This window comes from Xanthomonas sp. NCPPB 1826 (assembly GCF_056725285.1).
The window spans coordinates 3,692,842-3,716,024 of record NZ_CM161521.1 but is presented as its reverse complement, the minus strand read 5'-3'; the positions used below and the strand labels follow the sequence as shown (position 1 = coordinate 3,716,024).

At 66.5% G+C, this 23,183-nt stretch carries 21 protein-coding genes and 2 other RNA genes; 19 read left to right on the top strand and 4 right to left on the bottom strand.

The window, feature by feature from the left end:
• Positions 1-87: 87 nt before the first annotated feature.
• A complete protein-coding gene (locus AC1PLA_RS15725) occupies positions 88-2,499 on the bottom strand; it encodes a TonB-dependent receptor domain-containing protein (protein WP_481104891.1) in 2,412 nt (803 codons plus the stop codon).
• An 812-nt stretch (positions 2,500-3,311) separates the two neighbouring features.
• Complete coding sequence (locus AC1PLA_RS15720; RefSeq protein ID WP_481104890.1) at positions 3,312-4,556, bottom strand: MFS transporter; 1,245 nt, start codon at positions 4,554-4,556, stop codon at positions 3,312-3,314.
• Positions 4,557-5,012: 456 nt separating this feature from the next.
• Between AC1PLA_RS15720 and AC1PLA_RS15715 the strand changes: the two genes are divergently transcribed.
• Positions 5,013-5,306 (top strand): FmdB family zinc ribbon protein, encoded by a 294-nt coding sequence (locus tag AC1PLA_RS15715; RefSeq protein WP_016904137.1) that lies wholly within the window; start codon positions 5,013-5,015, stop codon positions 5,304-5,306.
• Between the two features lie 84 nt (positions 5,307-5,390).
• Here AC1PLA_RS15715 and AC1PLA_RS15710 read toward each other — a convergent pair whose 3' ends face one another.
• Positions 5,391-6,158, bottom strand: coding sequence for a DUF3011 domain-containing protein (locus AC1PLA_RS15710; protein WP_104559866.1), 768 nt, complete (start codon positions 6,156-6,158; stop codon positions 5,391-5,393).
• Between the two features lie 157 nt (positions 6,159-6,315).
• Between AC1PLA_RS15710 and aspS the strand changes: the two genes are divergently transcribed.
• The 18 genes from aspS to AC1PLA_RS15620 all read left to right on the top strand — a co-directional run bounded on the left by aspS (position 6,316) and on the right by AC1PLA_RS15620 (position 22,219).
• Complete coding sequence (gene aspS, locus AC1PLA_RS15705) at positions 6,316-8,082, top strand: aspartate--tRNA ligase (protein ID WP_481104889.1); 1,767 nt, start codon at positions 6,316-6,318, stop codon at positions 8,080-8,082.
• Positions 8,083-8,483: 401 nt separating this feature from the next.
• Complete coding sequence (locus tag AC1PLA_RS15700) at positions 8,484-9,011, top strand: GNAT family N-acetyltransferase (protein WP_065049412.1); 528 nt, start codon at positions 8,484-8,486, stop codon at positions 9,009-9,011.
• A gap of 235 nt (positions 9,012-9,246) precedes the next feature.
• A complete protein-coding gene (locus AC1PLA_RS15695) occupies positions 9,247-9,924 on the top strand; it encodes an alpha/beta fold hydrolase (RefSeq protein WP_425512705.1) in 678 nt (225 codons plus the stop codon).
• 75 nt (positions 9,925-9,999) lie between these two features.
• Positions 10,000-10,728 (top strand): YebC/PmpR family DNA-binding transcriptional regulator, encoded by a 729-nt coding sequence (locus AC1PLA_RS15690; RefSeq protein WP_024940614.1) that lies wholly within the window; start codon positions 10,000-10,002, stop codon positions 10,726-10,728.
• A 112-nt stretch (positions 10,729-10,840) separates the two neighbouring features.
• A complete protein-coding gene (gene ruvC, locus AC1PLA_RS15685) occupies positions 10,841-11,365 on the top strand; it encodes a crossover junction endodeoxyribonuclease RuvC (RefSeq protein WP_016904120.1) in 525 nt (174 codons plus the stop codon).
• Between the two features lie 118 nt (positions 11,366-11,483).
• Positions 11,484-12,068, top strand: coding sequence for a Holliday junction branch migration protein RuvA (ruvA, locus tag AC1PLA_RS15680; protein WP_016904121.1), 585 nt, complete (start codon positions 11,484-11,486; stop codon positions 12,066-12,068).
• A 61-nt stretch (positions 12,069-12,129) separates the two neighbouring features.
• A non-coding RNA gene (locus AC1PLA_RS15675) (sX9 sRNA) lies at positions 12,130-12,204 on the top strand.
• Positions 12,205-12,263: 59 nt separating this feature from the next.
• On the top strand, positions 12,264-14,171 hold the full coding sequence (locus AC1PLA_RS15670) for a potassium transporter Kup (RefSeq protein WP_026064726.1): 1,908 nt from the start codon (positions 12,264-12,266) through the stop codon (positions 14,169-14,171).
• A gap of 130 nt (positions 14,172-14,301) precedes the next feature.
• The gene (gene ruvB / locus AC1PLA_RS15665) at positions 14,302-15,336 is read left to right on the top strand and encodes a Holliday junction branch migration DNA helicase RuvB (protein WP_039519511.1); all 1,035 of its coding nucleotides are present in this window, start codon (positions 14,302-14,304) and stop codon (positions 15,334-15,336) included.
• A 52-nt stretch (positions 15,337-15,388) separates the two neighbouring features.
• Positions 15,389-15,847: a tol-pal system-associated acyl-CoA thioesterase gene (ybgC, locus tag AC1PLA_RS15660; RefSeq protein ID WP_102251480.1), complete on the top strand. Its 459-nt coding sequence runs from the start codon at positions 15,389-15,391 to the stop codon at positions 15,845-15,847.
• Positions 15,848-15,858: 11 nt separating this feature from the next.
• On the top strand, positions 15,859-16,638 hold the full coding sequence (gene tolQ, locus AC1PLA_RS15655) for a protein TolQ (protein ID WP_016904125.1): 780 nt from the start codon (positions 15,859-15,861) through the stop codon (positions 16,636-16,638).
• Positions 16,639-16,873: 235 nt separating this feature from the next.
• On the top strand, positions 16,874-17,323 hold the full coding sequence (gene tolR, locus AC1PLA_RS15650; RefSeq protein WP_016904126.1) for a protein TolR: 450 nt from the start codon (positions 16,874-16,876) through the stop codon (positions 17,321-17,323).
• Positions 17,313-18,350 carry a cell envelope integrity protein TolA gene (gene tolA / locus AC1PLA_RS15645; protein ID WP_024939949.1) on the top strand — a complete coding sequence of 346 codons (1,038 nt, stop codon included), beginning with the start codon at positions 17,313-17,315 and terminating at the stop codon, positions 18,348-18,350. The genes tolR and tolA overlap by 11 nt, the downstream gene beginning before the upstream one ends.
• A gap of 266 nt (positions 18,351-18,616) precedes the next feature.
• The gene (gene tolB / locus AC1PLA_RS15640) at positions 18,617-19,936 is read left to right on the top strand and encodes a Tol-Pal system beta propeller repeat protein TolB (protein ID WP_026064729.1); all 1,320 of its coding nucleotides are present in this window, start codon (positions 18,617-18,619) and stop codon (positions 19,934-19,936) included.
• A gap of 57 nt (positions 19,937-19,993) precedes the next feature.
• The gene (gene pal, locus AC1PLA_RS15635) at positions 19,994-20,512 is read left to right on the top strand and encodes a peptidoglycan-associated lipoprotein Pal (protein WP_016904129.1); all 519 of its coding nucleotides are present in this window, start codon (positions 19,994-19,996) and stop codon (positions 20,510-20,512) included.
• Positions 20,513-20,518: 6 nt separating this feature from the next.
• The gene (ybgF, locus tag AC1PLA_RS15630) at positions 20,519-21,337 is read left to right on the top strand and encodes a tol-pal system protein YbgF (RefSeq protein ID WP_024939947.1); all 819 of its coding nucleotides are present in this window, start codon (positions 20,519-20,521) and stop codon (positions 21,335-21,337) included.
• A 42-nt stretch (positions 21,338-21,379) separates the two neighbouring features.
• Positions 21,380-22,063 (top strand): 7-carboxy-7-deazaguanine synthase QueE, encoded by a 684-nt coding sequence (queE, locus tag AC1PLA_RS15625; RefSeq protein ID WP_024939946.1) that lies wholly within the window; start codon positions 21,380-21,382, stop codon positions 22,061-22,063.
• A 79-nt stretch (positions 22,064-22,142) separates the two neighbouring features.
• Positions 22,143-22,219: non-coding RNA, sX9 sRNA (locus tag AC1PLA_RS15620), on the top strand.
• 52 nt (positions 22,220-22,271) lie between these two features.
• Here AC1PLA_RS15620 and AC1PLA_RS15615 read toward each other — a convergent pair.
• A complete protein-coding gene (locus tag AC1PLA_RS15615) occupies positions 22,272-23,138 on the bottom strand; it encodes an aldo/keto reductase family oxidoreductase (RefSeq protein WP_481104888.1) in 867 nt (288 codons plus the stop codon).
• Positions 23,139-23,183: the final 45 nt, after the last annotated feature.

The following is a 23,183-nucleotide window of genomic DNA, read 5'->3' as shown; positions in this document are numbered from 1 at the left end:
GAGCGGATCGGGTGGCGTGTCTTCAACCCGATCCACTCGCGCACGTTGCAGGCCCATCCCGCGCAGGTCGGCCCTACGCCGCCGACGTTAGAGATCCAGCGTCAACGTCAGCCCGACCGTGCGTGGCGCGGCGATAAAGGCACTGTCGCTGCCGTCCACGCCTTCCAGGTAGCGTTTGTCGGTGAGGTTGCTGACGTTGAGCGCCAGCTGCAGGCCCTTGAGCTGCGACGACAGCTGCGACAGCTCCACCCCGAGGTTGGCATCGAAGGTGGTCACGCCATCGAGTGCGGCACGGTTGGAGGCATCCAGGTAGCGCTTGCCCAGATAGCGTCCGGACACACCGAAGCGCCACGCCTGGCCGCGCCAGTCCGCCGACATCACCAAGGTGTTGCGCGGTTGCCCGATTACCTGCGCGCCGGGGGTGATCTCCAGCGCGGTGTCGCGTGCGGCGTCGCCGCTGCCCAGGTAATCGGCCTTGTTGTAGGTGTAGGCACCGTTGATGCGCCAGCCGTTGTCCCAGCCATAGCCCAGTGCCGCTTCCACGCCGCGCGCATGCACGCCGCCAAAGTTCTCGTACACGCCGTCGGTTTCGCCCAGGTAGTCGATGCCGGTGACGAAGTTGGCCGGCACATAGACGATGCGGTTGTCGAAGCGGATGTCGTACAGGGTCACGCTGCCGGTCAGCGGCCAGCGGCTGAGACGCAGGCCGAGTTCGACGTTGTCGGCGGTCTCCGGTTGCACGCGGCTCAGTGCGACCGGGTCGGTCTCGCCGAGCACGCCGGAGGGAATCGCAGCGAAGTTCTGCGAGTAACCGGCGAAGGCTTCCAGGCCCTGCACCGGTGTGGTCCAGGTCAGGCCGGCCGACAGCAGCGGGTCCGAATGCGAATCCGATTCCACATGCTGCGCATCGCCGATGCGGCGGTCGCGGGTCTGGTCGACGAAGAACTGCTTGACGCCCACGCGCCAGGCGAAGGCGCCGTAGCGCATCACGTCCTCGACGTAATACATCTGCTCGTCGGTCTGGTAGTTGTCCTTGAACTGCACCCAGTACGGCTGATGATCGAAGCTGATGTTGGTGCCGACGTTGAGCAGGCGATGCCAGTCGCGGGTGACACTGCGGTCGTAGCGCTCCAGCCAGGCGCCGGCGCGCACGGTGTTGTCGATGGCGCCGAGATCGGCGCGCCATTCCACATCGGCCATCGCGCCGGCGCGGTGGTTGTCGTAGTGGCTGTGCCGATACGACTGCACCGGCACCGAGCCGGCCGGATAGCAGGCCGGGTTGGATTCGGCCGGCACCGCATCGCTGCCGGCGCAGCCGGCCAGCATGGTCGCGGCCGCGCCGTTGGGCGTGAGGTAGTACAGCTTGCCCAGGTCGCTGCCGGCGTACACGGTGTTGCCGCCACGTGCTTCGGATTCCGGCGCGCCGGCGCCATCGTTGGTGACATCCACCAGATACGGCGGAATCCAGTCGCCGCGGCCCTGCATGCGATGCGCATAGCCGGTCAGCGTTGCCTTGAAGCCATTGCCGCCATCGAAGGCGCCACGCAGGTAGCCAAAGGTGTTCTTGCGCAGCGCACGCGAGCCGGAGCGGTAGTTCTGGTCCAGGTACGGAATGCCGGTGAGCGTGCCGGTCAGCAGGTCGTGCTCGGGGTCGCGCGCGAACTGCTCGGGCGTCACGCTGGTGTATTCGGATTCGTCGGCATCGTCGTAGGACGCATAGCCGCTGAGTGTCCACTTGTCCAGGATGCTGACGAACTTGCCGGCCAGGTGATCGCGGCTGGTGTGGCCGCTGCCGTCGATCCAGTCGTCGTTGCGTGCCGACGAGCCGCTGACCCAGGCGCGCGTATTGCCGCCGAGCAAGCCGGTGTCGTAGCGCGCGTAATACTTGCGCGCCTGGTTGTCGCCGATGCCGCCGATCACGCGCACGCGCTGCTCTTCCAGCGGCTCGCCGGTGAGATAGTTCAAGGTGCCGCCCAGCGCTTCGTTGGAGCGCGAGGCGATATCGGCGGTGCCCTGGCTGACTTCCACCGTTTCCAGGTCCGGCATGTCGATGAAACGGTTGGCCTTGGAGCCGCCGCCATACGCCGAGCCGCCGTTGGGCACGCCATCGATGGTGGTGCCGATCTGCTGGGTATCGCGGTTGCTGACAAAGCCGCGCATGCTGATCTGCGTGCCCCAATCCGACGAGCCGAAGGCATCGGCCTCGGTGACCACCACGCCGGGCAGTTCGTTGAGCGCATCGTTGACGCTGCCGAGCACGAACTGGCGGTCCAGCATTTCCTTGCTGACATTGGTCTTGGAATACGTCATCGCCTGGCCGACCACCTGCACCTGATCCAGCGTGGACACCTGTTCGCCAGCGCTGCCCGGTTCGGCCGCAGCCGGGCCAGATGCCGCGCCATCCGGGACTTGTTGTGCGTAAGCGGGCAGGGTGAGCGGAACCAGCAACAAGGCGAGCGTGGCCGGACGGCGCACGCGCGAGGAGGACGTCGAATCCATTGCAATCCAACAAGCGGGGAGGGTCCGCAAAGACTGCCGCGCTTGCATTGCGTGATGATGACCGCGCTAAAGGTGTGGCCGGGATCACCAGATGGACTTAGGAAGTCCTAACGTCGGGGCGATGGCGATTCAGCGCTGTTTGGATGTTTCCGGGCCGCGCTGTTGCAAGACACCCGGAGTTTCGTGTTGCAGCGTTGTCTCCACTTCAAGACAAGCGATTTCGAGTCGTCGCGTTGTTGTAGATGCACTCAGGTGCTCAGGTCAAAAGCCTGGTGAGTCGAGTGCGCGGTGCCCTCACCACTTGTGGGACACGCCGTGAATCCGTCCATGGAGGCTCCTTGGCGGCATCCATGCCGCCAAGGGTCCCGCAACCGGTAAGGACACCGCACCAGGAAGTTGGTCGATGCCCGCGCGAAAAGCCGCTTGTCGAAACGTGTGTCGGACATCGAGCCGGCGCATCAAGATCAAACGACGCGCACCACGCACCGCTCTGACTGCTCTTAACCATGCACACCGATCACCTCGACTTGGTCCTTGCCCGCTCACTGTCGCGGGACCTTACGCGGCATGGATGCCGCGTAAGAGCCTACAAGGACGTACTTGCGGCGTGTCCCGCGGGGGTGGGCGGGCAAGGACCTTGCAGCCAAGCGGCAGATAGACCGCTCCATAGCTGATCCATCCAAAAAGTCCTCCACCAGCTGCTCCGCCTTGCGGCGCCCCTCGCAATGGTGGGCGGGCAAAGGGGCCTCTGCAGCAACGCCGCAGATCGCCTGATCAGCAGCGCAGCGACTGACGACGGTGAAACAGGTGTGTCAGCCGCCCTTGACGTGCGGCGGTGCTTCGGCCTGTTGTGTTTCCGGCATCAACTCCAGCGCCGATGGCGTGGTGCGCAGCATCGGGCGGAACGAGATCGGATGGGTGCGGCGGCGCGTGAAGCGCAGCAAGCGTGTCAGCGTAAATCCGGACAGCGCCAGCAGCATCACCGCGAAATACACCGGCAGTGCCGCTGGTCCGAATTTCTGCATTGCGCCACCGGCCAGGGCCGGACCGATCGCCGCGCCCACGCCATGCACCAGCAGCAGGCTGCTGCAGCCGGAGAGCAGATCTTCGCGCGGCAGGTAATCGAGCATGTGCGCCACCGCAAACGGATACAGCGAGAACGCCAACCCGCCGTACACGAAGAACAGCACGAACAGCAGGTGGGTCTGTGCCTGCACCATCGGCACCGCGGCAGCGATCGCGATGCCGGCCGCCAGCACGCTGATCATGACCAGGCCGATGCGCCGGTCATGGCCATCGCTGATGCGCCCGATCGGCCACTGCAACACCGCGCCGCCGATGATGGCGGTGAGCATGAACATCGCCACGCCATCGGCATCCAGCCCGATGCGGTTGGCGTACACCGGCAACAAGCCCCAGAACGCCCCCATCGCCAGGCCCGACAGTCCCGCGCCGATGGTCGCCACCGGCGCCAACGCGTACAGCGTTTTCAGTCGCAGCCGCGAGACGTGCGGGACTTCGGGCGGAATCAGGCGCGTGGTCATCACCGGCATCACCGCCGCACAGATCAGGATTGCCGTCAGCGTGAACATCGCCGGTGCGCCCGCATCGCCTGCGGTGAGCAGGATCTGGCCCAGCGCCAACGCCGACAGGTTGATCGCCATATACACCGAGAACACCCGGCTGCGCCGACGCGCGTCCGGCTCGGCGTTGAGCCAGCTTTCGATCACGGTGTACAGGCCGACCAGTGCCGCGCCGGTGACCAGGCGCAGCAGGCCCCAACCCCAGGCGTTCAACCAGATCGGATGCAGCAATACGGCAATCGCCGCCAGCGCTGCGTAAAAGGCGAATGCGCGGATATGCCCGATGCGCCGAATCAGCGGCGGTGCGAAAAAGGTGCCGAGAAAGAAGCCGGCGAAATACCCGGACATGATCAGGCCCAGCGCACGCGCATCGAAACCGGCCTGGCCACCGCGCACGGCAAGCAAGGTGCCGAGCAGCCCGCTGCCGGTCAGCAGCAGGGCAACGCCTAGCAATAAGGCAGTCAGCCGCAACATGGATGCGGTCCTCGTGGGGGGAGAGGCGCGTCAATCACGTGTTCGAGTGTAGCAGCCCGGGTCGTGCGGCTTGATCGAAACGACCTGGCTCTGTAGCTCTCGCTACCCGCTGGTGTGATGTCAGGTTGATGCGAAGCGTGGGCTTCTGGCGTGCGGGATGACTGCCTCATCTACCGGCGCAGTTCGGGCAGTCGCGCCGATCTGATGACCATCCATTACGTAGATTCGCGTTCTTCGGCATACGCGCGAACGTTCCGACCGTCCTGCTATCTGCCAATGAGGGCTGCGGTGGTCAGCGAGCGCACCTGGCGTGCAAGTGCGACACAACTACCATCGATCGATGTCTCTTGCCCGCAACACGCTCGCGCGTGTTCAAGGTCGCAGACGGCCCACTGCACCAGCCCGCCCGCATCCGTCTAGAATCTGCGCCCCGCATCGTCTTCAGCTGATCCTGCCATGCCCATCTACGGTTTCCAGTGCACCACCTGCGGTCACGCCTTCGACCGCCTGCAGAAGATGGCCGACCCCGATCCGCAGACCTGTCCGGCTTGCGCGGCGGCCACGATCAAGCGCCAGATCACCGCGCCGTCGTTCCGTCTGTCTGGCAGCGGCTGGTACGAGACCGACTTCAAGTCGGCGGGCGAGAAGAAGAAGAACCTCACCGAAAGCAGCAGCGCCGGTGGCGATGCCAAGCCGGCAGCCGCCGCCGAGAGCAAGCCCGCTGCCAAGCCCGCGGCCGACCCCGCCTGAGCCGGACCAGCGCGCCGCAGCCGCTGGCAGGGCGGAAGGCCTAACCCCTGGACCCAGCCGCGCGCGGCGCGCCCATCCGCGGCCTCAACGCGCCTCGAAGCGTGCCCGGCAACCATCGTTGACCCACACCGTCGCGCGGCGCTCGTCGTACCCCCAACTGCGGCCTTCCTCGCAACGGGTGTCGGACAGCTGGCGGGTCAGCACTGGGCGGCCATAGCGGCCATCCCAGCCGCAGGTACGCAGGCGGCGGTCGTCACTGGCGCAGGTGATGGCGTAATCGTTGCGCGGGCGGTCGTCGCGGCCACCGTAGCCGCCGTCACCCCGGTCCCAGCCGCCGCGTGCCTGCGCAAACTCGCCGCGGCAGCCGTCGTCCACCCAGATCCGGCCCCCATCCTGGCGCCAGTTGCGGCCTTCCACGCAGGGCGTGTTGGACAGCTGGCGCACCAGCGTGGCGCGGCGCCAGCCGGTGTCGCAGATCTTCTGGCGCTGGTCGTTGCTCTCGCAGCGCACCGTGCCGGCCACCCCGCCGCCGCCGGGACCACCGTTGCCGCCCCAGCCGCCGCCGTTGCGGCCATCGACAAAGCGCGCGCGGCAACCGTTGTCGACCCAGACGCGGCCGCGCTCGCTGCCCCAGTTGCGGCCTTCGATGCAGCGCGTGCCGGAGATGTTCTCGACCAGCACCGCGCGGCCGCGGAACGGCGTATCGCACTCGCGGCGACGGTTGTCGTTGCTGGAGCAGGTGATGCTGGGGCCGTTCCAGCCGCGGTCCTGCGCGGCGGCAGGCGCACTGGTCAGCAGGCCGGTCAGGGTGATCAGGCCGAAGCCGGAGAGCAGCAGGGCGGTGCGCAGCATCGTGGCGTCCTTGGTGCGGAAGGGTCTGGCGCCTATTCAGCCGGGCACTGACTTAAGCGGCCATGAGCGCCCGCAGATTTGCTCCTGCCGCCCGCCGGCCCCAGAATATCCGGCTCTCCGGCGCTGTCCTGTGCCGGGTTTTTCAGCGGAGCTTTCGATGCGTACCCACTTCTGCGGCCTGGTCGACGAGACCTTGATCGGCCAAACCGTCACTCTCGCCGGCTGGACCGACGTGGCCCGCAACCTGGGCGGGGTGTGCTTCATCGACCTGCGCGACCACGAAGGCATCGTGCAGGTGACGGTCGAACCGGTGGCCGGCGACGACGCCAGCGCCGAGCTGTTCAAGGTGGCCGCCAGCCTCGGCTACGAGGACGTGCTGCAGGTCGAAGGCGTGGTGCGCGCGCGGCACGCGGTCAACGACAAGCTGCGCACCGGCAAGGTGGAAGTGATCGCCACCCGCATCAGCATCCTCAACAAGGCCGCGCCGCTGCCGTTCCATGCGCACGAGAACCCGGGCGAGGAGACGCGCCTGAAGTACCGCTATCTGGACCTGCGCCGTCCGGAAATGCAGCGCATGCAGCGCACCCGCATCAAGCTGGTACAGGCGCTGCGCCGACACCTGGACGCACGCGATTTCCAGGACATCGAAACCCCGATCCTGACCAAGGCCACCCCGGAAGGCGCGCGCGACTTCCTGGTGCCGGCGCGCATGCATCCGGGCGAGTTCTACGCCTTGCCGCAGAGCCCGCAGCTGTTCAAGCAGATCCTGATGGTGGCCGGCTTCGACCGTTACTACCAGATCGCACGCTGCTTCCGCGACGAAGCGCTGCGCGCCGACCGCCAGCTGGAATTCACCCAGCTCGACATGGAATTCGCCTTTGTTCGCGAGCGCGACGTGCAGGATTTCGTCGAAGACATGATCCGCGCCATCTTCGCCGAAGTGGTGGACGTCGAACTGGCCGCGCAGTTCCCGCGCATGACCTGGGCCGAGGCGATGCGTCGCTATGGCTCGGACAAGCCGGACCTGCGCATCGCGCTGGAACTGGTCGACGTGGCCGAACTGGTCAAGACCAGCGAATTTCCGGTGTTCACCGCCGCCGCCAACGATGCCGATGGCCGCGTGGCCGCGCTACGCATTCCCGGTGGCGCCACGCTGAGCCGTAAGCAGATCGACGAGTACGCCGCCCACGCCGCCAAGTACGGCGCCAAGGGCCTGGCCTACGTCAAGCTGTCGGAGAGCGGCGAAGTCAGCTCGCCGATCGCCAAGTTCTTCGGCGAAGACGCCTTCGCTGCGCTGCTCAAGCACGTCGGGGCCGGCAACGGCGACATCGTGTTCTTCGGTGCCGGCGGCTACAACAAGGTGTCCGACTTCATGGGCGCGCTGCGTTTGAAGGCCGGCAAGGATTTCAGCCTGATCGCCGATGGCTGGGCGCCGCTGTGGGTCACCGATTTCCCGATGTTCGAGTGGGACGAGGAGGCGCAGCGCTACGTGGCCCTGCATCACCCCTTCACCGCGCCGGCGGTGGACGACATCGCCGACCTGCGCGCCAATGCCCGCACCGCGGTGTCGCGCGGCTATGACATGGTGCTCAACGGCAACGAAATCGGCGGCGGCTCGATCCGTATCCACCGCCCGGACATGCAGAGCGCGGTGTTCGAACTGCTGGGCATCGGCGCTGAGGAAGCGCGCGCCAAGTTCGGCTTCTTGCTGGATGCGCTCAACTACGGCGCACCGCCGCACGGCGGCATCGCCTTCGGCATCGACCGCATCGCGGCGCTGATGGCAGGCACCGACTCCATCCGCGACGTCATCCCGTTCCCCAAGACCACCGGCGCACAGGACCTGATGACCGACGCCCCGTCGCCGATCGCCGCCGATCAGCTGGCCGAAGTGCACGTGCAGGTACGCCCCAAGCAGGTCTGACCTGCCACCCACACGGCCACCCCAGCGTGGCCGTGCAGCCGACACGCTGCACCGCGCAGCGCGTCGCATACATGGATGGCGCGGGCGCATCGCGCCCCCGCCCAACGATCGATGCCCGCATCTGCGGCCGCGCCTGCCGCAGAGCCCCGGCAGAGGGCCGCGCCCCTCGCTCGCCCTTATCAACGCACTGCGCGTAATCCAAACCCGCGCCGGCCCGCAAACGCGGGTCGGATCTCGGATGCTCTTCCGATTCCCGATTCCCGATTCCCGATTCCCGATTCCCGATTCCCGATTCCCGAATCCCGAATCCCGAATCCCGAATCCCGAATCCCGAATCCCCGCTTGCGACCCCACCACCGCATGCGCGAAGCTGCCACGTCCACCCGGCACGAGACGCCCGTATGACCCGCATCCGCCGCGCTACACCGGACGATGCCGAAGCCTTGTCGCTGCTGGCTGCGCAGACCTTTACCGAAACCTTCGGGCATCTGTATCCAGAAGAAGACCTCCGCGGTTTTCTCGAAGAGACCTATGCAGTCGAGCGCGCGCGCATCGTGCTGGCGCATCCGGACTATGCGATCTGGCTGCTAGAGATGGACAACCTGCTGGTCGGCCACGCTGCCGCCGGCCCCTGCGGGCTGCCGCACCAGGACGTGCGTCCCGGCGACGGTGAGCTCAAGCGGCTGTATCTGTTGAAGGACTACCAGAACAGCGGCTGGGGCAGCCGCCTGTTCGAGACCACGCTGGAATGGCTGGAGCGCGACGGCCCGCGCACGTTGTGGATTGGCGTGTGGTCGGAGAATTTCGGCGCGCAGCGCTTCTACGCCCGCTACGGGTTCGAGAAGGTCGGCGAATACGATTTCCCGGTCGGCAAGATCCTCGACCGCGAATTCATCCTGCGCCGCACCCCGCGCATTGCGGCCGATTGAACGGCGCGCCGATGCCCGGCTTGCGTGGCGTGCGACCACGATTGCCGGCGCCCGGCCACGCTGAGTGCCACCGGCACCATCCCCACCTCGGTCGCCTGCAGGCCGGCACGCGCATTGGTTGTCGGTCTGCCGGCCCGGCGCGGGTGGCATTGATTCGCGCGCAAGCGACCTGCGGCAGATTCGTCGCACATCCGCGCTCACCTGAGGCTTGCGCCATGGCGCGGTCATGACCTCCGTGTCCGGCGCATCCTCGTTCATCCCGGGTCACTCCCAACGCATCCTGCGTGAGCGGGCGAGCGCCGCGACCGCCGACGTGCTGCTGGTGCACGGCATCTGGAACACCGCGCACTGGCTATTGCCGCTCGCGCGCCGGCTGCGTGCCGAGGGCCTGGCGCCAGCGCTGTTCGGCTACGCCAGTGTGCTCGGCGGACCCGAACGGGCCGTGCCACGGCTGATCGAACGCCTGCAGGCGACCGGCGCGCAATTGCTGGTCTGCCACAGCCTGGGCGGGCTGGTCGCGCTGCAGGCCCTGCGCGCCGCGCCCGAATTGCCGGTGCGCCGCGTGGTCTGTCTGGGCTCGCCGTTGTGCGGCAGCGCCGCCGCGCGCGGCCTGGCCCGCCGCGGCGGGCGCTGGGCGCTGGGGCGCAGCGCGGCCTTGCTGCAGCACGGTGTCGTGCAATGGGAGGGCGAGGCGGAGATCGGCCAGATCGCCGGCACTGTCGCGCGCGGGGTGGGGCAATGGCTGGCGCCGCTGGACGGCGGCTCGGACGGCACCGTGGCGCTGGCCGAAACCCGCCTGCCCGGGCTGCGCGACCATTGCGTGGTGCAGGCCAGCCACAGTGGCCTGTTGCGCTCGCCCGAGGCCGCGCAGCAGGTACTGCGCTTCCTGCGCCAGGGCCGGTTCCGCCACTGAACGTCGCCGCCCCGGTGCGGGCGAGCAATCAGGTAAAATCCGCGCCCTGTCATCCAAGCCAGTCTGGAACCACCCATGGGTAGAGGCCCCTCCATCGAAGGCCGCAAGAACGCCTCCGACGCCAAGCGCGGCAAGATGTTCACCAAGATCATTCGCGAGATCAGCGTCGCCGCACGCGGCGGCGGTGGCGATCCGTCCAACAACCCGCGCCTGCGCGTGGCGGTGGACAAGGGTCTGTCGGCGAACATGTCCAAGGACGTCATCGAGCGCGCCATCAAGAAAGCCACCGGCGAGCTGGAAGGCGTGGAATACGAGGAAGTGCGCTACGAGGGCTACGCCCCCGGCGGCGTGGCGGTGATCGTGGACTGCCTGACCGACAACCGCGTGCGCGCGGTGGCCGACGTGCGCCATGCCTTCAGCAAGTGCGGCGGCAACATGGGCACCGACGGCTCGGTGGCCTTCATGTTCAAGCGCCTGGGCGTGCTGAGCTTTGCCGCCGGCACCGACGAAGACACTCTCACCGACGCGGCGATCGAGGCCGGCGCCGACGATGTGGTGGTCTACCCGGAAGACGGCGCCATCGACGTGCTGACCGCCCCGGACGCCTTTGCCCAGGTCAAGCAGGCGCTGACCGCCGCCGGCCTGGAGCCGGCGCACGCCGAAATCACCTTCCGCGCCGAAAACGACATCGCCGTCGACGGCGACACCGCCGTGCAGGTCCGCAAGCTGCTCGACATGCTCGAAGACCTGGACGACGTCCAGGACGTCTATTCGAACGTCGATCAAGCGGCGCTTGGCGCCTGATGATGGCCGGGATGGCGGGATTCGTTATTCGGGATTCGCAACAGCAATGCGATCGCCGCACGGCAGGTGCGTCACCAATCCCGAATCCCGAATCCCCAATCCCGGCATTTCGATGACCCGCATCCTAGGCATCGATCCCGGCTCCCAGCGCACCGGGCTCGGCATCATCGACGTCGACGAGAGCGGTCGCAGCCGGCATGTCTATCATGCGCCGCTGGTGCTGCTGGGCGAGGGCGACTTCGCGCAGCGGCTCAAGCGCCTGCTGCACGGGCTGGGCGAGGTGATCGAGACCTACCGGCCGCAGGAAGTGGCGATCGAGAAGGTGTTCATGGGCAAGAGCGCCGATTCCGCGCTCAAGCTGGGCCACGCGCGCGGCGCGGCGATCTGCGCGGTGGTGCTGCGCGATCTGCCGGTGCACGAGTACGCTGCCACCGAGATCAAGCTGGCACTGGTTGGCAAGGGCGGGGCGGACAAGGTGCAGGTGCAGCACATGGTCGGCATCATGCTCAACCTGAAAGGCAAGCTGCAGGCCGACGCCGCCGACGCACTGGCGGTCGCCATCACTCACGCCCACGTGCGCGCCACCGCGCAGCGCCTGGGCGTCAATACCCAACAGGCCTGGAGCCGCAAGAAATGAGAATCGGGAATCGGGAGTCGGGAATCGGGAATTGCAAACGCAGAGTCCACAGCAGTGCGCGCTGTTGCGATTCCCCATTCCCGATTCCCCATTCCCGGCACCGCCAAGGCGGTGCCCAATGATCGGCCGCCTGCGCGGGCTGCTGGCCTACAAGCAGCCGCCGTGGCTGGTGATCGATGTCGGTGGGGTGGGGTATGAGCTGGAGGCGCCGATGAGTACCTTCTACGACCTGCCCGATGTCGGCCGCGACGTGATCCTGTTCACCCACTACGCGCAGAAGGAAGACAGCGTGTCGCTGTACGGATTCCTGCGCGAAGGCGAGCGCAGGCTGTTCCGCGACGTGCAGAAGGTCACCGGCATCGGCGCCAAGATCGCGCTGGCGGTGCTGTCCGGGGTCAGCGTGGACGAGTTCGCCCGTCTGATCACCAGCGGCGACATCACCGCGCTGACCCGCATCCCCGGCATCGGCAAGAAGACCGCCGAGCGTATGGTGGTGGAGCTGCGCGACCGCGCCGCCGACTTCAGCAGTGGCGCGCCGATCACCGGCCAGCTTGGCCCGGATGCGGTGTCCGAAGCCACGGTGGCCTTGCAGCAACTGGGTTACAAGCCGGCCGAGGCCGCACGCATGGCACGCGAGGCCGGGGCAGAAGGCGACGAAGTCGCCACGGTCATTCGCAAGGCCCTCCAGGCCGCGCTGCGTTAAGGACGACTGGCAAAACGACTGCGCGCCCGCCAGGCGGGCGCGGCCGGTGCTCGGAATCGGCAGGGACCACTCGTACACTGCGGCTCCCTACGCGCCGCCCGCACCCAGCCGACCATCGATCGCTACGTTTTTAGTCACTCAACGCCGCGCCGTCTTCCCCTCCTTCACGCCACTTGGCGATACCCTGCCCACTTCATGTCCCAGACCCCCACTTCCGCAGCTGGCCACGGCCATGCGCCTGCCAATAGCCATATGGCCTTGGTCATCGGCGCCATTGGCGTCGTCTTCGGCGATATCGGTACCAGTCCGCTGTACACCCTCAAGGAGGCGTTCTCGCCGCACTACGGGCTGACCAGCGACCACGACACCGTGCTGGGCGTGCTGTCGCTGGCGTTCTGGGCGCTGATGGTCACGGTGACGCTCAAGTACGTCACCATCATCATGCGTGCCGACAACGAGGGCGAGGGCGGCATCATGGCCTTGATGGCGTTGACCCAGCGCACCCTGCGCAGCGGGTCGCGCTCGGCGTACGTGGTCGGCATCCTCGGCATCTTCGGCGCCTCGCTGTTCTTCGGTGATGGCGTGATCACCCCGGCCATCTCGGTGATGGGCGCGGTCGAAGGCCTGGAAATCGCCGCGCCCAGCCTGCATCCCTTCATCGTGCCGATCACCGTGATCGTGCTGCTGGTGGTATTCATGGTGCAGCGCTTCGGCACCGAAAAGGTCGGCAAGGTGTTCGGCCCGATCACCTGCCTGTGGTTCCTGTCGCTGGGGGCAATCGGCGCCTGGAACATCGTTGACGCGCCGGAAGTGATGAAGGCCTTCAACCCCTGGTGGGCGATCCGCTTCTTCATGGAGCATGGCTGGCACGGGGTGTTCATCCTCGGCGCGGTGGTGCTGGCGGTGACCGGCGGTGAAGCGCTGTACGCGGACATGGGCCACTTCGGCGCCAAGCCGATCCGCCATGGCTGGTATTTCTTCGTGTTGCCGATGCTGCTGCTCAACTACCTGGGGCAGGGCGCGCTGGTGCTCAATCACCCCTCCGCACTGAAGAACCCGTTCTTCGAAGCGGTGCCGGGCTGGGCGCTGTATCCGATGATCATCCTGGCCACGCTGGCGGCCGTGATCGCATCGCAGGCGGTCATCACCGGCGCCTACTCGGTGGCCCGCCAGGCGATGCAGCTGGGCTACATCCCGCGCATGCTGATCAAGCACACCTCGCGCACCACCATCGGCCAGATCTACGTGCCCGGCATCAACTGGCTGTTGATGGTGATGGTGATCGCGCTGGTGCTGATCTTCCGCAGTTCCACCAATCTGGCAGTGGCCTACGGCATCTCGGTGTCGATGACCATGCTGATCGATACCCTGCTGCTGGCGCTGGTGGCGCGCTCGCTATGGCCGCGCTGGCGCAACTGGGTGCTGCCGCTGTGCGTGGTGTTCTTCTTCATCGAGCTGGCCTTCGTCATCGCCAACGGCGCCAAGCTGTTGCAGGGCGCCTGGTTCCCGCTGGCGCTGGGCATCGTGGTGTTCACCCTGATGCGCACCTGGCGCCGCGGCCGCGCGCTGCTGCGCGAGGAAATCCGCAAGGACGGCATCCGCATCGACAGCTTCCTGCCGGGCCTGATGCTGGCCCCGCCGGCGCGCGTGCCGGGCATGGCGGTGTTCCTCACCGCCGACCCGATGGTGGTGCCGCACGCGCTGATGCACAACCTCAAGCACAACAAGGTGCTGCACGAGCGCAACATCTTCCTCAACGTCGACACCTTGCCGATCCCGTACGCGCCGGCGGACAAGCGCCTGCAGATCGAATCGATCGGCGACGAGTTCTACCGCGTCTATGTGCGCTTCGGCTTCATGGAAACGCCGGACGTGCCGCTGGCGCTGATGCGTTCCTGCGACCAAGGCGGCATCCATTTCGACCCGATGGACACCACCTTCTTCGCCAGTCGCGAGACCATCGTGGCCAGCGCCAACCGCGGCATGCCGATCTGGCGCGACAAGCTGTTCGCGCTGATGCATCGCAATGCCGCCCCGGCCACCGGCTTCTTCCGCATCCCCGGCAACCGCCTGGTCGAGCTGGGCGCCCAGGTTGAGATCTGAGGCCGCCGGTGGCGGCCCGGGAGTGGGGATTGGATATTCGGGATTGGCAAGAGCGTAGCGCCGGAGGCGCCCCGCGGCCCATACTAGTGCGCTGCCAATCCCGTCTGCCGAATCCCCAATCCCCGCCCTAATGGACCGCATCATCGCCAGCAGTGCCACCCGCGAAGACGATGCCGCCGATGCGAGCATCCGGCCCAAGCGCCTGGCCGATTATCTGGGCCAGCAGCCGGTACGCGAGCAGATGGAGATCTACATCGAAGCGGCGAAGGCGCGCGGCGAGGCGATGGATCACGTGCTGATCTTCGGTCCGCCGGGTCTGGGCAAGACCACGCTCAGCCACGTCATCGCCAACGAGCTGGGCGTGAATTTGCGCTCGACCTCCGGCCCGGTGATAGAGAAGGCCGGCGATCTGGCCGCGCTGCTGACCAACCTGCAGCCGCACGATGTGCTGTTCATCGACGAGATCCATCGCCTCTCGCCGGTGGTGGAGGAAGTGCTGTATCCGGCGATGGAGGATTTCCAGATCGACATCATGATCGGCGACGGCCCGGCCGCGCGCTCGATCAAGATCGACCTGCCGCCGTTCACCCTGATCGGTGCCACCACCCGTGCCGGCCTGCTGACCGCGCCCTTGCGCGACCGCTTCGGCATCGTGCAGCGGCTGGAGTTCTATTCGCCGCAGGAACTGACCCGCATCGTGATCCGCTCGGCGGCGATCCTGGGCATCGACTGCACGCCCGACGGTGCGGCCGAGATTGCCCGCCGCGCGCGCGGCACCCCGCGTATCGCCAACCGGCTGCTGCGGCGGGTGCGCGACTTTGCCCAGGTCAAGGCGGCGGGGCATATCGACCTGCCGGTGGCGCAGGCGGCGATGCAGATGCTCAAGGTCGACCCGGAAGGCTTCGACGAGCTCGACCGCCGCATGCTGCGCACCATCGTCGATCATTTCGACGGCGGCCCGGTCGGGGTGGAGTCGCTGGCCGCGTCGCTGTCGGAAGAGCGCGGCACGCTGGAAGACGTGATCGAGCCCTATCTGATCCAGCAGGGCTTTTTGATCCGCACCGCGCGCGGCCGCATGGTCACCACCAAGGCCTATCTGCACCTGGGCCTGAAGCCGCCGCGCGACCGCTCTCCGGGCATCGGCGAGCCGGGAGACCTGTTCTGATGACGCTCCGTTCGTCGCGCGCCCGGGCCGTCTCGATCAATCAGCCGTGCCCATGACCGCCGATTCCCGACCCCCGATTCCCCAATCCCCGCCTGTATTCAGTTGGCCGACACGCGTGTACTGGGAAGATACCGACGCCGGGGGCGTGGTCTACCACGCGCGCTACGTTGCTTTCATGGAACGGGCGCGCACGGAGTGGATGCGCGCACTCGGCTACGGGCAGGAGCGCATGCGCCAGCAGCACGAGCTGGTGTTCGCGGTCCGCTCGATGCAACTGGATTTCCTCAAGCCGGCCCGGCTCGACGACGCGCTGTCAGTGTCGGCGGTACTGCTGCGATGCAAACGGGCCAGCCTGCTGTTTGCGCAGTCGGTACGTCGCGAGGGCGAAGTGCTGCTGACCGCCGAGGTGCGCATTGCCGCACTCGGCACCAGCGACTTCCGCCCGCGCGGGATGGACGATGCGCTGTATGACGTGTTGAAAGCTCTAGAAACCCCAGAATCCGATTACTGAGGAACAAACGGATGTCGATTGCATTGCTCCTGGCCCTGCAGGACACGGTAGTGGAAGCACTACCGCAGGACGTTGCCGCCGCTGCGGCACAGACCGCCAGCGTGGCGCACAACAGCAGCATCAACTATGTCGATCTGATTCTGCGGGCGAGTATTCCGGTCAAGATCATCGTGTTGCTGCTGCTGATCGGCTCCTTCATCAGCTGGGTGATCATTTTCCGCAAGGCGCGCGCCTTCAAGCAGGCCAACCGCGAGGCGGACGAGTTCGAAAACCGCTTCTGGTCCGGCGCCGATCTGGCCAAGCTCTACGCGTCGGCCACCGACCGTAACCGCACCGTCGGCGGCCTGGAGTCGATGTTCGAGAGCGGCTTCCGCGAGTTCTCGCGGCTGCGCGACCGTCGCCGGCTGGACGGGCGGGTGCAACTGGAAGGCGCACAGCGCGCCATGCGCACCGCCTTCACCCGCGAAGTCGACCAGCTCGAGCGCAATCTCGAATTGCTGGCCAACATCGGTTCCACCGCGCCGTACGTCGGCCTGGTCGGCACGGTGTTCGGCATCATGGTGACCATGCACGACATGGTCAGCAGCGGCGAGCAGGCCGGTATCGCTGCGGTCGCACCGGGTATTTCCGAAGCGCTGTTCGCCACCGCCATCGGCCTGTTCGTGGCGATTCCCGCGGTGTGGGCCTACAACCGCTTCACCACCCGCGTGGAACGGCTGTCGGTGCGCTACGAGACCTTCGCCGACGAGTTCAGCTCGATCCTGCAGCGCCAGGCCGGCGCGGACGAGTAATGCGCGTGCCCTGCGACAGCCGGCAGCCAGGCGAATGCCCCGTCACGGCACGCACATCCCGGTGCGTGGACGTGGCAGGTGCGGCGTTCGCACATGCGCGTCTGACGTGGCGCAGGGATTGGACAGGCAAGCCCCTCGCGACAGCGCGCACACGCATGTGCGGGGGATTGGATGGGCGAGTCCCTCGCAAGAGCCCGCACATCCATGTGCGGGGGATCAATAGGAACGTTCCGCGATGATTTCCGGTATTTCCCGCCGTAAGAAGCGCAAGCTCAAATCCGACATCAACGTCGTGCCGTATATCGACGTGATGCTGGTGCTGCTGATCATCTTCATGGTGACCGCACCGCTGCTGACCCTGAGCACCGACGTCAACCTGCCCAGCTCGCGCGCCAAGGCGCTAGAGAGCAAGCAGGATCCGGTCGTGGTGGTGGTCGCCGCCGACGGCCAACTCGCATTGCAGCTGCCCAAGGGCAAGCCGCAGGCGATGGACGTGGCGGCGCTGCAGGCGCAACTGGCCGCCATCGTGGCGCAGGACAAGGACGCGCGCGTGGTCGTGGCCGGCGATCGTGCCGCGCCGTATCAAAAGATCATGGACGCCATCGACGTGCTTAAGCAGGCCAAGGTCGAGAAGGTCGGCCTGATCTCCGACTCCGGCGGCACTGCAGGCAGCGATGCACGCTGACGCACTCCCCACTCAGACGGCGCGCGAGGATGGCTGGCTGCGGCCGGTCGTGCTGGCCCTGGTCGTGCACGTGCTGGTCGCGCTGGTGTTCATCGCCGGCTGGCTGTGGTCGCCCGAACGCTCGGTCGAGCCGGCCGCGGGCGACCCGAGCATGGAAGCCTCGCTGGACGTGTCCGCGGCCGAAGCGCGCGTTGCGCGCCAGGCGCTGAAGGCCACGCCGGTGGAGGCGCCGCCACCGCCGGCACCGCTGCCCGAACCGGCGCCGGAAGATACCGTGCCGCCGCCGCAGCCGATTCCCGAGCCGCGTCCGCAGGATGCGCCCACGCCGCAACAGGCGCAGGCGCAGGAGCGTGTCGCGCAGCCGGACAAGGTCGACCAGGACCGCGTCGACGCACTGGCTCTGTCGGCGGAAAAGGCCAAGCAGGAACAGGAGGCCAAGCGCCGTCAGGAGCAGATCGACCTGACCGAGCGCAAACGCCAGGAAGAGGCCGAGCAGAAACTGCGCCTGGCCAAGCAGCAGGAAGAAGCCGACGCCAAGAAGAAGCAGGCCGCAGCGCAGCAGGCTGCCGCTGATGCCGAACGCGAGAAGAAGATCGCAGACATCCGCCGCCAGCGCGAACAGGCCACCAAGGAAGCCGCGCTGGCCGAGCAGAAGTTGCGCCAGGTCGCCGCCGCGCGTGCGCAGCAGGCTTCGTCGGCTGCCGCCGCCACCGCGCAGCCGACCGCAGGGCAGGGCGGTACCAACACCGATCTGTCGGCCAAGTACGCCGCGGCGATCCAGCAGAAGGTGCTGGCGCAGTGGGTGCGTCCGCCATCGGTGCCGCCAGGCCAGAAGTGCAGCATCAACATCCGCCAATTACCGGGTGGCACCGTGATGGAAGCCAAGGTGGCGCCGGGTTGCCCTTACGACGAGGCCGGCCAGCGCTCGATCGAGGCCGCGGTGCTGAGCGCGCAGCCATTGCCGTACCGTGGGTTCGAGTCGGTGTTCCAGCGCAACCTGACGTTTGTGTTCACCCCGCAGGACTAGCAAGCCCCAGATCGGGGGGCGGCCGCATGACCTGCGCTGCGCCTCGGTCCGGATGTAGATTTGCGGGGTGTGGCCCGGCTGCCTGGCATAGTCCTGCCGGGTAGGTCGTGCTGCACCACCGCACGCCTGCTCGCTGGTCTGGCCGATGGAACGCCCGATGGTTGACCACTCGCTCCACTTTCACGCTGTCTCGTTCACGATTGCGAGTATGTTCACTCGCTGATTGGTATCCCTTGCACACTTTTCCTGCCCGATCCGAGCCGTCCATGAAAAAACCGCTGCGTTGGCTAGCTGCCTTGACCGCCCTGTTGTTGCCGCTGAGCGCACTCGCGCAACAGCAAGGGCTCACCATCGATATCGTCGGCGGTAGCGCTTCGGCGACGCCGATCACCGTCGTGCCCATGCCCTACCAGGGTTCCGGCACTGCGCCGCAGACCGATGTGTCTGCCGTCGTCGGCGCCGACCTGGACCGTTCCGGCCAGTTCCGCACGTTGCCGGTTGCGCAGATCGTCGAGAAGCCGACCCGCGGCACAGAGGTGCAGTTCCAGACCTGGCGTACGCTCAAGCAGAACTACATCGTGGTCGGCCGCGTGATGGATGCCGGCGAAGGTGCCTACCGCGTCGAGTACGAACTGTTCGACGTGGCCAAGGGCGAGCGCCTGCTCGGCCTGGCGATGACCGCACGTGCCAACGCGATGCGCGATGTCTCGCACCAGATGGCCGACGCGATCTACGAAAAGATCACCGGCGTGCGTGGCGCGTTCTGGACCCGGATTGCCTATGTGACCGCCAGCGGCAAGGGCGGCGCCATGCGCTATGCGCTGATGGTGGCCGACTCGGACGGCTACAACCCGCAGACCATCGTGCGCTCGGCCGAGCCGCTGCTGTCGCCGAACTGGAGCCCGGACGGCAAGAAGCTGGCCTATGTGAGCTTCGAGCGCGGCAACTCCTCGATCTACCTGCAGGACATCGCCACCGGCGCGCGTGAGCTGGTATCCAGCTTCCGCGGTATCAACGGTGCGCCGTCGTTCTCGCCGGACGGTCGCCGCCTGGCGCTGGCACTGTCGCGCAGCGGCAACCCGGAAATCTACGTCATGGATCTGGGCAGCAAGCAGTTGACCCAGCTGACCAATCACTTCGGCATCGACACCGAGCCGACCTGGGCGCCGGACGGCGGCAGCATCTACTTCACCTCCGATCGCGGCGGTCGTCCGCAGATCTACCAGGTGGCCGCAAGCGGCGGCAGCGCCAACCGCGTGACCTTCCAGGGCAACTACAACGCCACCGCCAGCGTCTCGTTCGACGGCAAGAAGGTCGCCGTGGCACAGGGCAGCGGCAATAGCTACCGCATCGCCATGATGGACCGCAGCCTGGGTTCGCCGAGCTGGAGCACGCTGTCGCCGGGTTCGCTGGACGAGTCGCCGAGCTTCGCGCCGAACGCCAGCATGGTGCTGTACGCCGCACGTGAGGGTGGTCGCGGCGTGCTCTACGCCGTCTCCTCCGACGCTCGCGTCCGCCAGCGTCTGGTCCTGGCCGATGGAGATGTGAGAGAACCTGCATGGGGGCCTTACCGAACCGCGCATTAATGTTAATATTTCGCTGCGTTAAACCACTCATTGGCCCAGAGCCTCCATAGGTATCCCATGAACAAGTCCACCCGCGTCTTGCTTGTCTCCCTGTTGTCCGTTGCCGTGCTGGCCGGTTGTTCGAAGAAGGTGAAGGAAACTCCGCCTCCTGCGACTGACACCACCGCTGGTTCCTCCGTTCCCACCGGCCCGTCCACCTCTGGCCTGTACGGCCCGGGCGACCTGGATACCGATGCCTGCCTGCGCCAGCGCGTTGTCTACTTCGATCTGGATCAGGACTCCCTGAAGCCGGAATTCCAGGCAATCATGGCGTGCCACGCCAAGTACCTGCGTGACCGTCCTTCCTCGCGCATCACCCTGCAGGGCAATGCTGACGAGCGCGGTTCGCGTGAGTACAACATGGGTCTGGGCGAGCGTCGCGGCAATGCCGTGTCGTCTTCGTTGCAGGCTGCCGGCGGTTCCGCCAGCCAGCTGACCGTCGTCAGCTACGGCGAAGAGCGTCCGGTCTGCACCGAAACCAGCGAAAGCTGCTGGTCGCAGAATCGTCGCGTCGAAATCGTGTACACGGCTCAGTAAGAAGCGATGCGCTTTCGAGTGACATCCCTGTTCGTCGCGGCGGCCCTTGTGGTCGCCGCGCCGGCGCACGCGCAGCGAGCCAGTCTCGCTGATCGTGTTGCCGTCCTCGAGCAGCAGCAGGCCAACAGCCAGGCCAACAACGATCTCCTCAACCAGCTGCAGCAGGCGCGTTCGGACCTGCAGGGCTTGCGAGCGACCGTGGAGCAGCTGCAGCACGACAACGAACAACTCAAGCAGCAGTCCAAGGATCAGTATCTCGATCTGGACGGACGCCTGAATCGGCTGGAAGGTGCAGGTGGCGCAACCCCGCCATTGCCATCGCCCACCGGCAGCGTCACACCCGCCCCGGCTCCGGCCGCGCGGCCTGCAGCGGCGGCAACTTCCGAGAAGCCGCCCAGCGTGCATGGCGACCCAGGCACCCTGGCCGTCAGCAACGAGGAACGCACTGCCTACAACGTCGCCTTCGATGCCTTGAAGAACGGCAAGTACGACGATGCCTCGCAGTTGTTCCTGAGTTTTCTGGAACTGTATCCCAACGGCGTCTACACCCCCAATGCCTTGTATTGGCTGGGCGAGAGTTACTACGCCACCCGAAATTTCCAGCTTGCCGAGGCGCAGTTCCGCGATCTCGTCAGCCGCTATCCCACGCATGACAAGGCCTCTGGCGGCCTGTTGAAGCTTGGCCTGTCGCAGTATGGCGAAGGCAAGAACGACCAGGCCCAGCAGACCTTGCAGCAGGTCGCATCGCAGTATCCCGGCTCCGACGCAGCGCGCGTGGCCCAGGAACGCCTGCAGTCCATCCGTCTCGGCCAGCAACTGCGCTGAGCCCGCGCGTGCGCGCCTTCGGGCGTGACGCATACTTTGCCAATGAACGCCGCCGCCGTCCCCAGCGAGATCGTCCAGTCGCCGTTGCCGCGATTGAAGATCACCGAAATCTTTCTGTCCCTGCAGGGCGAAGCCGAGGCCGCCGGCTGGCCGACCGTGTTCGTGCGTCTGACCGGTTGCCCGCTGCGCTGTCATTATTGCGATACCGCCTACGCCTTCCACGGCGGTGAATGGCACGACATCGATGCGATCGTCGCCGAAGTTGCCAGCCACGGCGTGCGCCATGTCTGCGTGACCGGCGGCGAGCCGTTGGCGCAGAAGCGCTGCCTGGTGCTGCTGCAGAAACTGTGCGATGCCGGCTTCGATGTTTCGCTGGAGACGTCCGGTGCATTGGACGTGTCGGCCGTGGATCCGCGCGTCTCGCGCGTGGTCGACATCAAGACGCCCGCATCCGGCGAGGAACAGCGCAATCGCTGGGAGAATCTGCCGCTGCTGACCGCACGCGACCAGATCAAGTTCGTGATCTGCAGCCGCGCCGATTACGAATGGTCGCGCGAGATTGTCGCCGCGCATGCGCTGGACCGCCGCTGCACGGTGTGGTTTTCGCCCAGCAAGAGCGAAGTGACGCCGCGGGAGCTGGCTGACTGGATCGTGGCCGATCGTCTGCCGGTGCGCTTCCAGATGCAGCTGCACAAGCTGCTGTGGAACGACGAGCCTGGGCGCTAGGCCCGAGCGCGAAGCCCGGGCGATAGAGCGACCGCGCTCACCCAAGAAAGGCGGGCGCAGCCGGTTGCCCGCAATCGGCATGTGTCACGCATCCGTTGCGGTTGCCAGCATGCCGTCCGCACCCAACTGACGATCACCCGCGACGCTTCGTTGGCCGCTCCCGGTCCCCGGTGCAAGGCGCTGCCTGCCAGGACACGGCCGTCTGCGCTTACGCGGCGATCCTGTTCAATTCTTCGACGGCATCGGCCGGCAGTTTCAGTTCCGCTGCGAACAGATTGGCGCGCAGATGCGCCACCGACGAGGTCCCCGGAATCAGCAAGATGTTGGGCGAGCGCTGCAGCAGCCACGCCAGTGCCACCTGCATCGGGGTTGCAGCCAGGCGCTGGGCAACAGCGGCAAGCGTGGACGATTGCAATGGCGAGAAGCCGCCGAGCGGGAAGAACGGCACGTAGGCAATGCCGTCGCGCGCGAGCGTGTCGATGAGTTCGTCGTCGTGTCGATGCGCGATGTTGTACATGTTCTGCACGCAGACGATGTCGGTCATGGCGCGTGCCTCGGCCACCTGCGCTGCGGTGACGTTGCTGATGCCGATGTGCCGCACCAGGCCATCGCGCTGCAGCTTGATCAAGGCCGCCAGTTGCTCCGCGATCGAGCCTTCTGCCGGCTCCTGCGCCTTGAACATCACGCGCAGGTTGACCACATCCAGCGTTTCAAGCCCCAGGTTGCGCAGATTGTCGTGCACCGCCTCAACCAGCTGCTGCGGCGAGAAGGCAGGTAGCCAGGAACCATCCGTGCCGCGCGCGGCGCCGATCTTGGTGACGATGGTCAATTCCTGCGGGTAGGGATGCAGTGCCTCGCGGATCAGCTGATTGGTGATGTGCGGCCCGTAGAAATCGCTGGTGTCGATATGGTTGACGCCCAGCGCGATGGCTTCGCGCAGCACCGCCAACGCACCGTCGCGGTCCTTGGGCGGGCCGAACACGCCAGGCCCCGCGAGCTGCATTGCGCCGTAGCCGATGCGGGTGAGCTTGCGGTCTCCAAGCAGAAACGTTCCGGCTTTTTCGATGTTGGTCATGGCGTGGCGCTCGCGTGTCGTTGAGCCAACAACGATAGGAAACGT

Excerpts from the sequence above, each read along its gene's own strand:
- AC1PLA_RS15700 (WP_065049412.1), top strand. The coding sequence starts at position 8,484 with ATGACCCGCATCCGCCGCGCTACACCGGACGATGCCGAAGCCTTGTCG.
- AC1PLA_RS15720 (WP_481104890.1), bottom strand. The coding sequence starts at position 4,556 with ATGTTGCGGCTGACTGCCTTATTGCTAGGCGTTGCCCTGCTGCTGACC.
- AC1PLA_RS15690 (WP_024940614.1), top strand. The coding sequence starts at position 10,000 with ATGGGTAGAGGCCCCTCCATCGAAGGCCGCAAGAACGCCTCCGACGCC.
- AC1PLA_RS15725 (WP_481104891.1), bottom strand. The coding sequence starts at position 2,499 with ATGGATTCGACGTCCTCCTCGCGCGTGCGCCGTCCGGCCACGCTCGCC.
- AC1PLA_RS15670 (WP_026064726.1), top strand. The coding sequence starts at position 12,264 with ATGTCCCAGACCCCCACTTCCGCAGCTGGCCACGGCCATGCGCCTGCC.
- ruvA (WP_016904121.1), top strand. The coding sequence starts at position 11,484 with ATGATCGGCCGCCTGCGCGGGCTGCTGGCCTACAAGCAGCCGCCGTGG.
- ruvC (WP_016904120.1), top strand. The coding sequence starts at position 10,841 with ATGACCCGCATCCTAGGCATCGATCCCGGCTCCCAGCGCACCGGGCTC.
- ruvB (WP_039519511.1), top strand. The coding sequence starts at position 14,302 with ATGGACCGCATCATCGCCAGCAGTGCCACCCGCGAAGACGATGCCGCC.
- AC1PLA_RS15715 (WP_016904137.1), top strand. The coding sequence starts at position 5,013 with ATGCCCATCTACGGTTTCCAGTGCACCACCTGCGGTCACGCCTTCGAC.
- tolR (WP_016904126.1), top strand. The coding sequence starts at position 16,874 with ATGATTTCCGGTATTTCCCGCCGTAAGAAGCGCAAGCTCAAATCCGAC.
- pal (WP_016904129.1), top strand. The coding sequence starts at position 19,994 with ATGAACAAGTCCACCCGCGTCTTGCTTGTCTCCCTGTTGTCCGTTGCC.
- aspS (WP_481104889.1), top strand. The coding sequence starts at position 6,316 with ATGCGTACCCACTTCTGCGGCCTGGTCGACGAGACCTTGATCGGCCAA.
- ybgF (WP_024939947.1), top strand. The coding sequence starts at position 20,519 with ATGCGCTTTCGAGTGACATCCCTGTTCGTCGCGGCGGCCCTTGTGGTC.
- ybgC (WP_102251480.1), top strand. The coding sequence starts at position 15,389 with ATGACCGCCGATTCCCGACCCCCGATTCCCCAATCCCCGCCTGTATTC.
- tolB (WP_026064729.1), top strand. The coding sequence starts at position 18,617 with ATGAAAAAACCGCTGCGTTGGCTAGCTGCCTTGACCGCCCTGTTGTTG.
- tolA (WP_024939949.1), top strand. The coding sequence starts at position 17,313 with ATGCACGCTGACGCACTCCCCACTCAGACGGCGCGCGAGGATGGCTGG.
- tolQ (WP_016904125.1), top strand. The coding sequence starts at position 15,859 with ATGTCGATTGCATTGCTCCTGGCCCTGCAGGACACGGTAGTGGAAGCA.
- queE (WP_024939946.1), top strand. The coding sequence starts at position 21,380 with ATGAACGCCGCCGCCGTCCCCAGCGAGATCGTCCAGTCGCCGTTGCCG.
- AC1PLA_RS15710 (WP_104559866.1), bottom strand. The coding sequence starts at position 6,158 with ATGCTGCGCACCGCCCTGCTGCTCTCCGGCTTCGGCCTGATCACCCTG.
- AC1PLA_RS15615 (WP_481104888.1), bottom strand. The coding sequence starts at position 23,138 with ATGACCAACATCGAAAAAGCCGGAACGTTTCTGCTTGGAGACCGCAAG.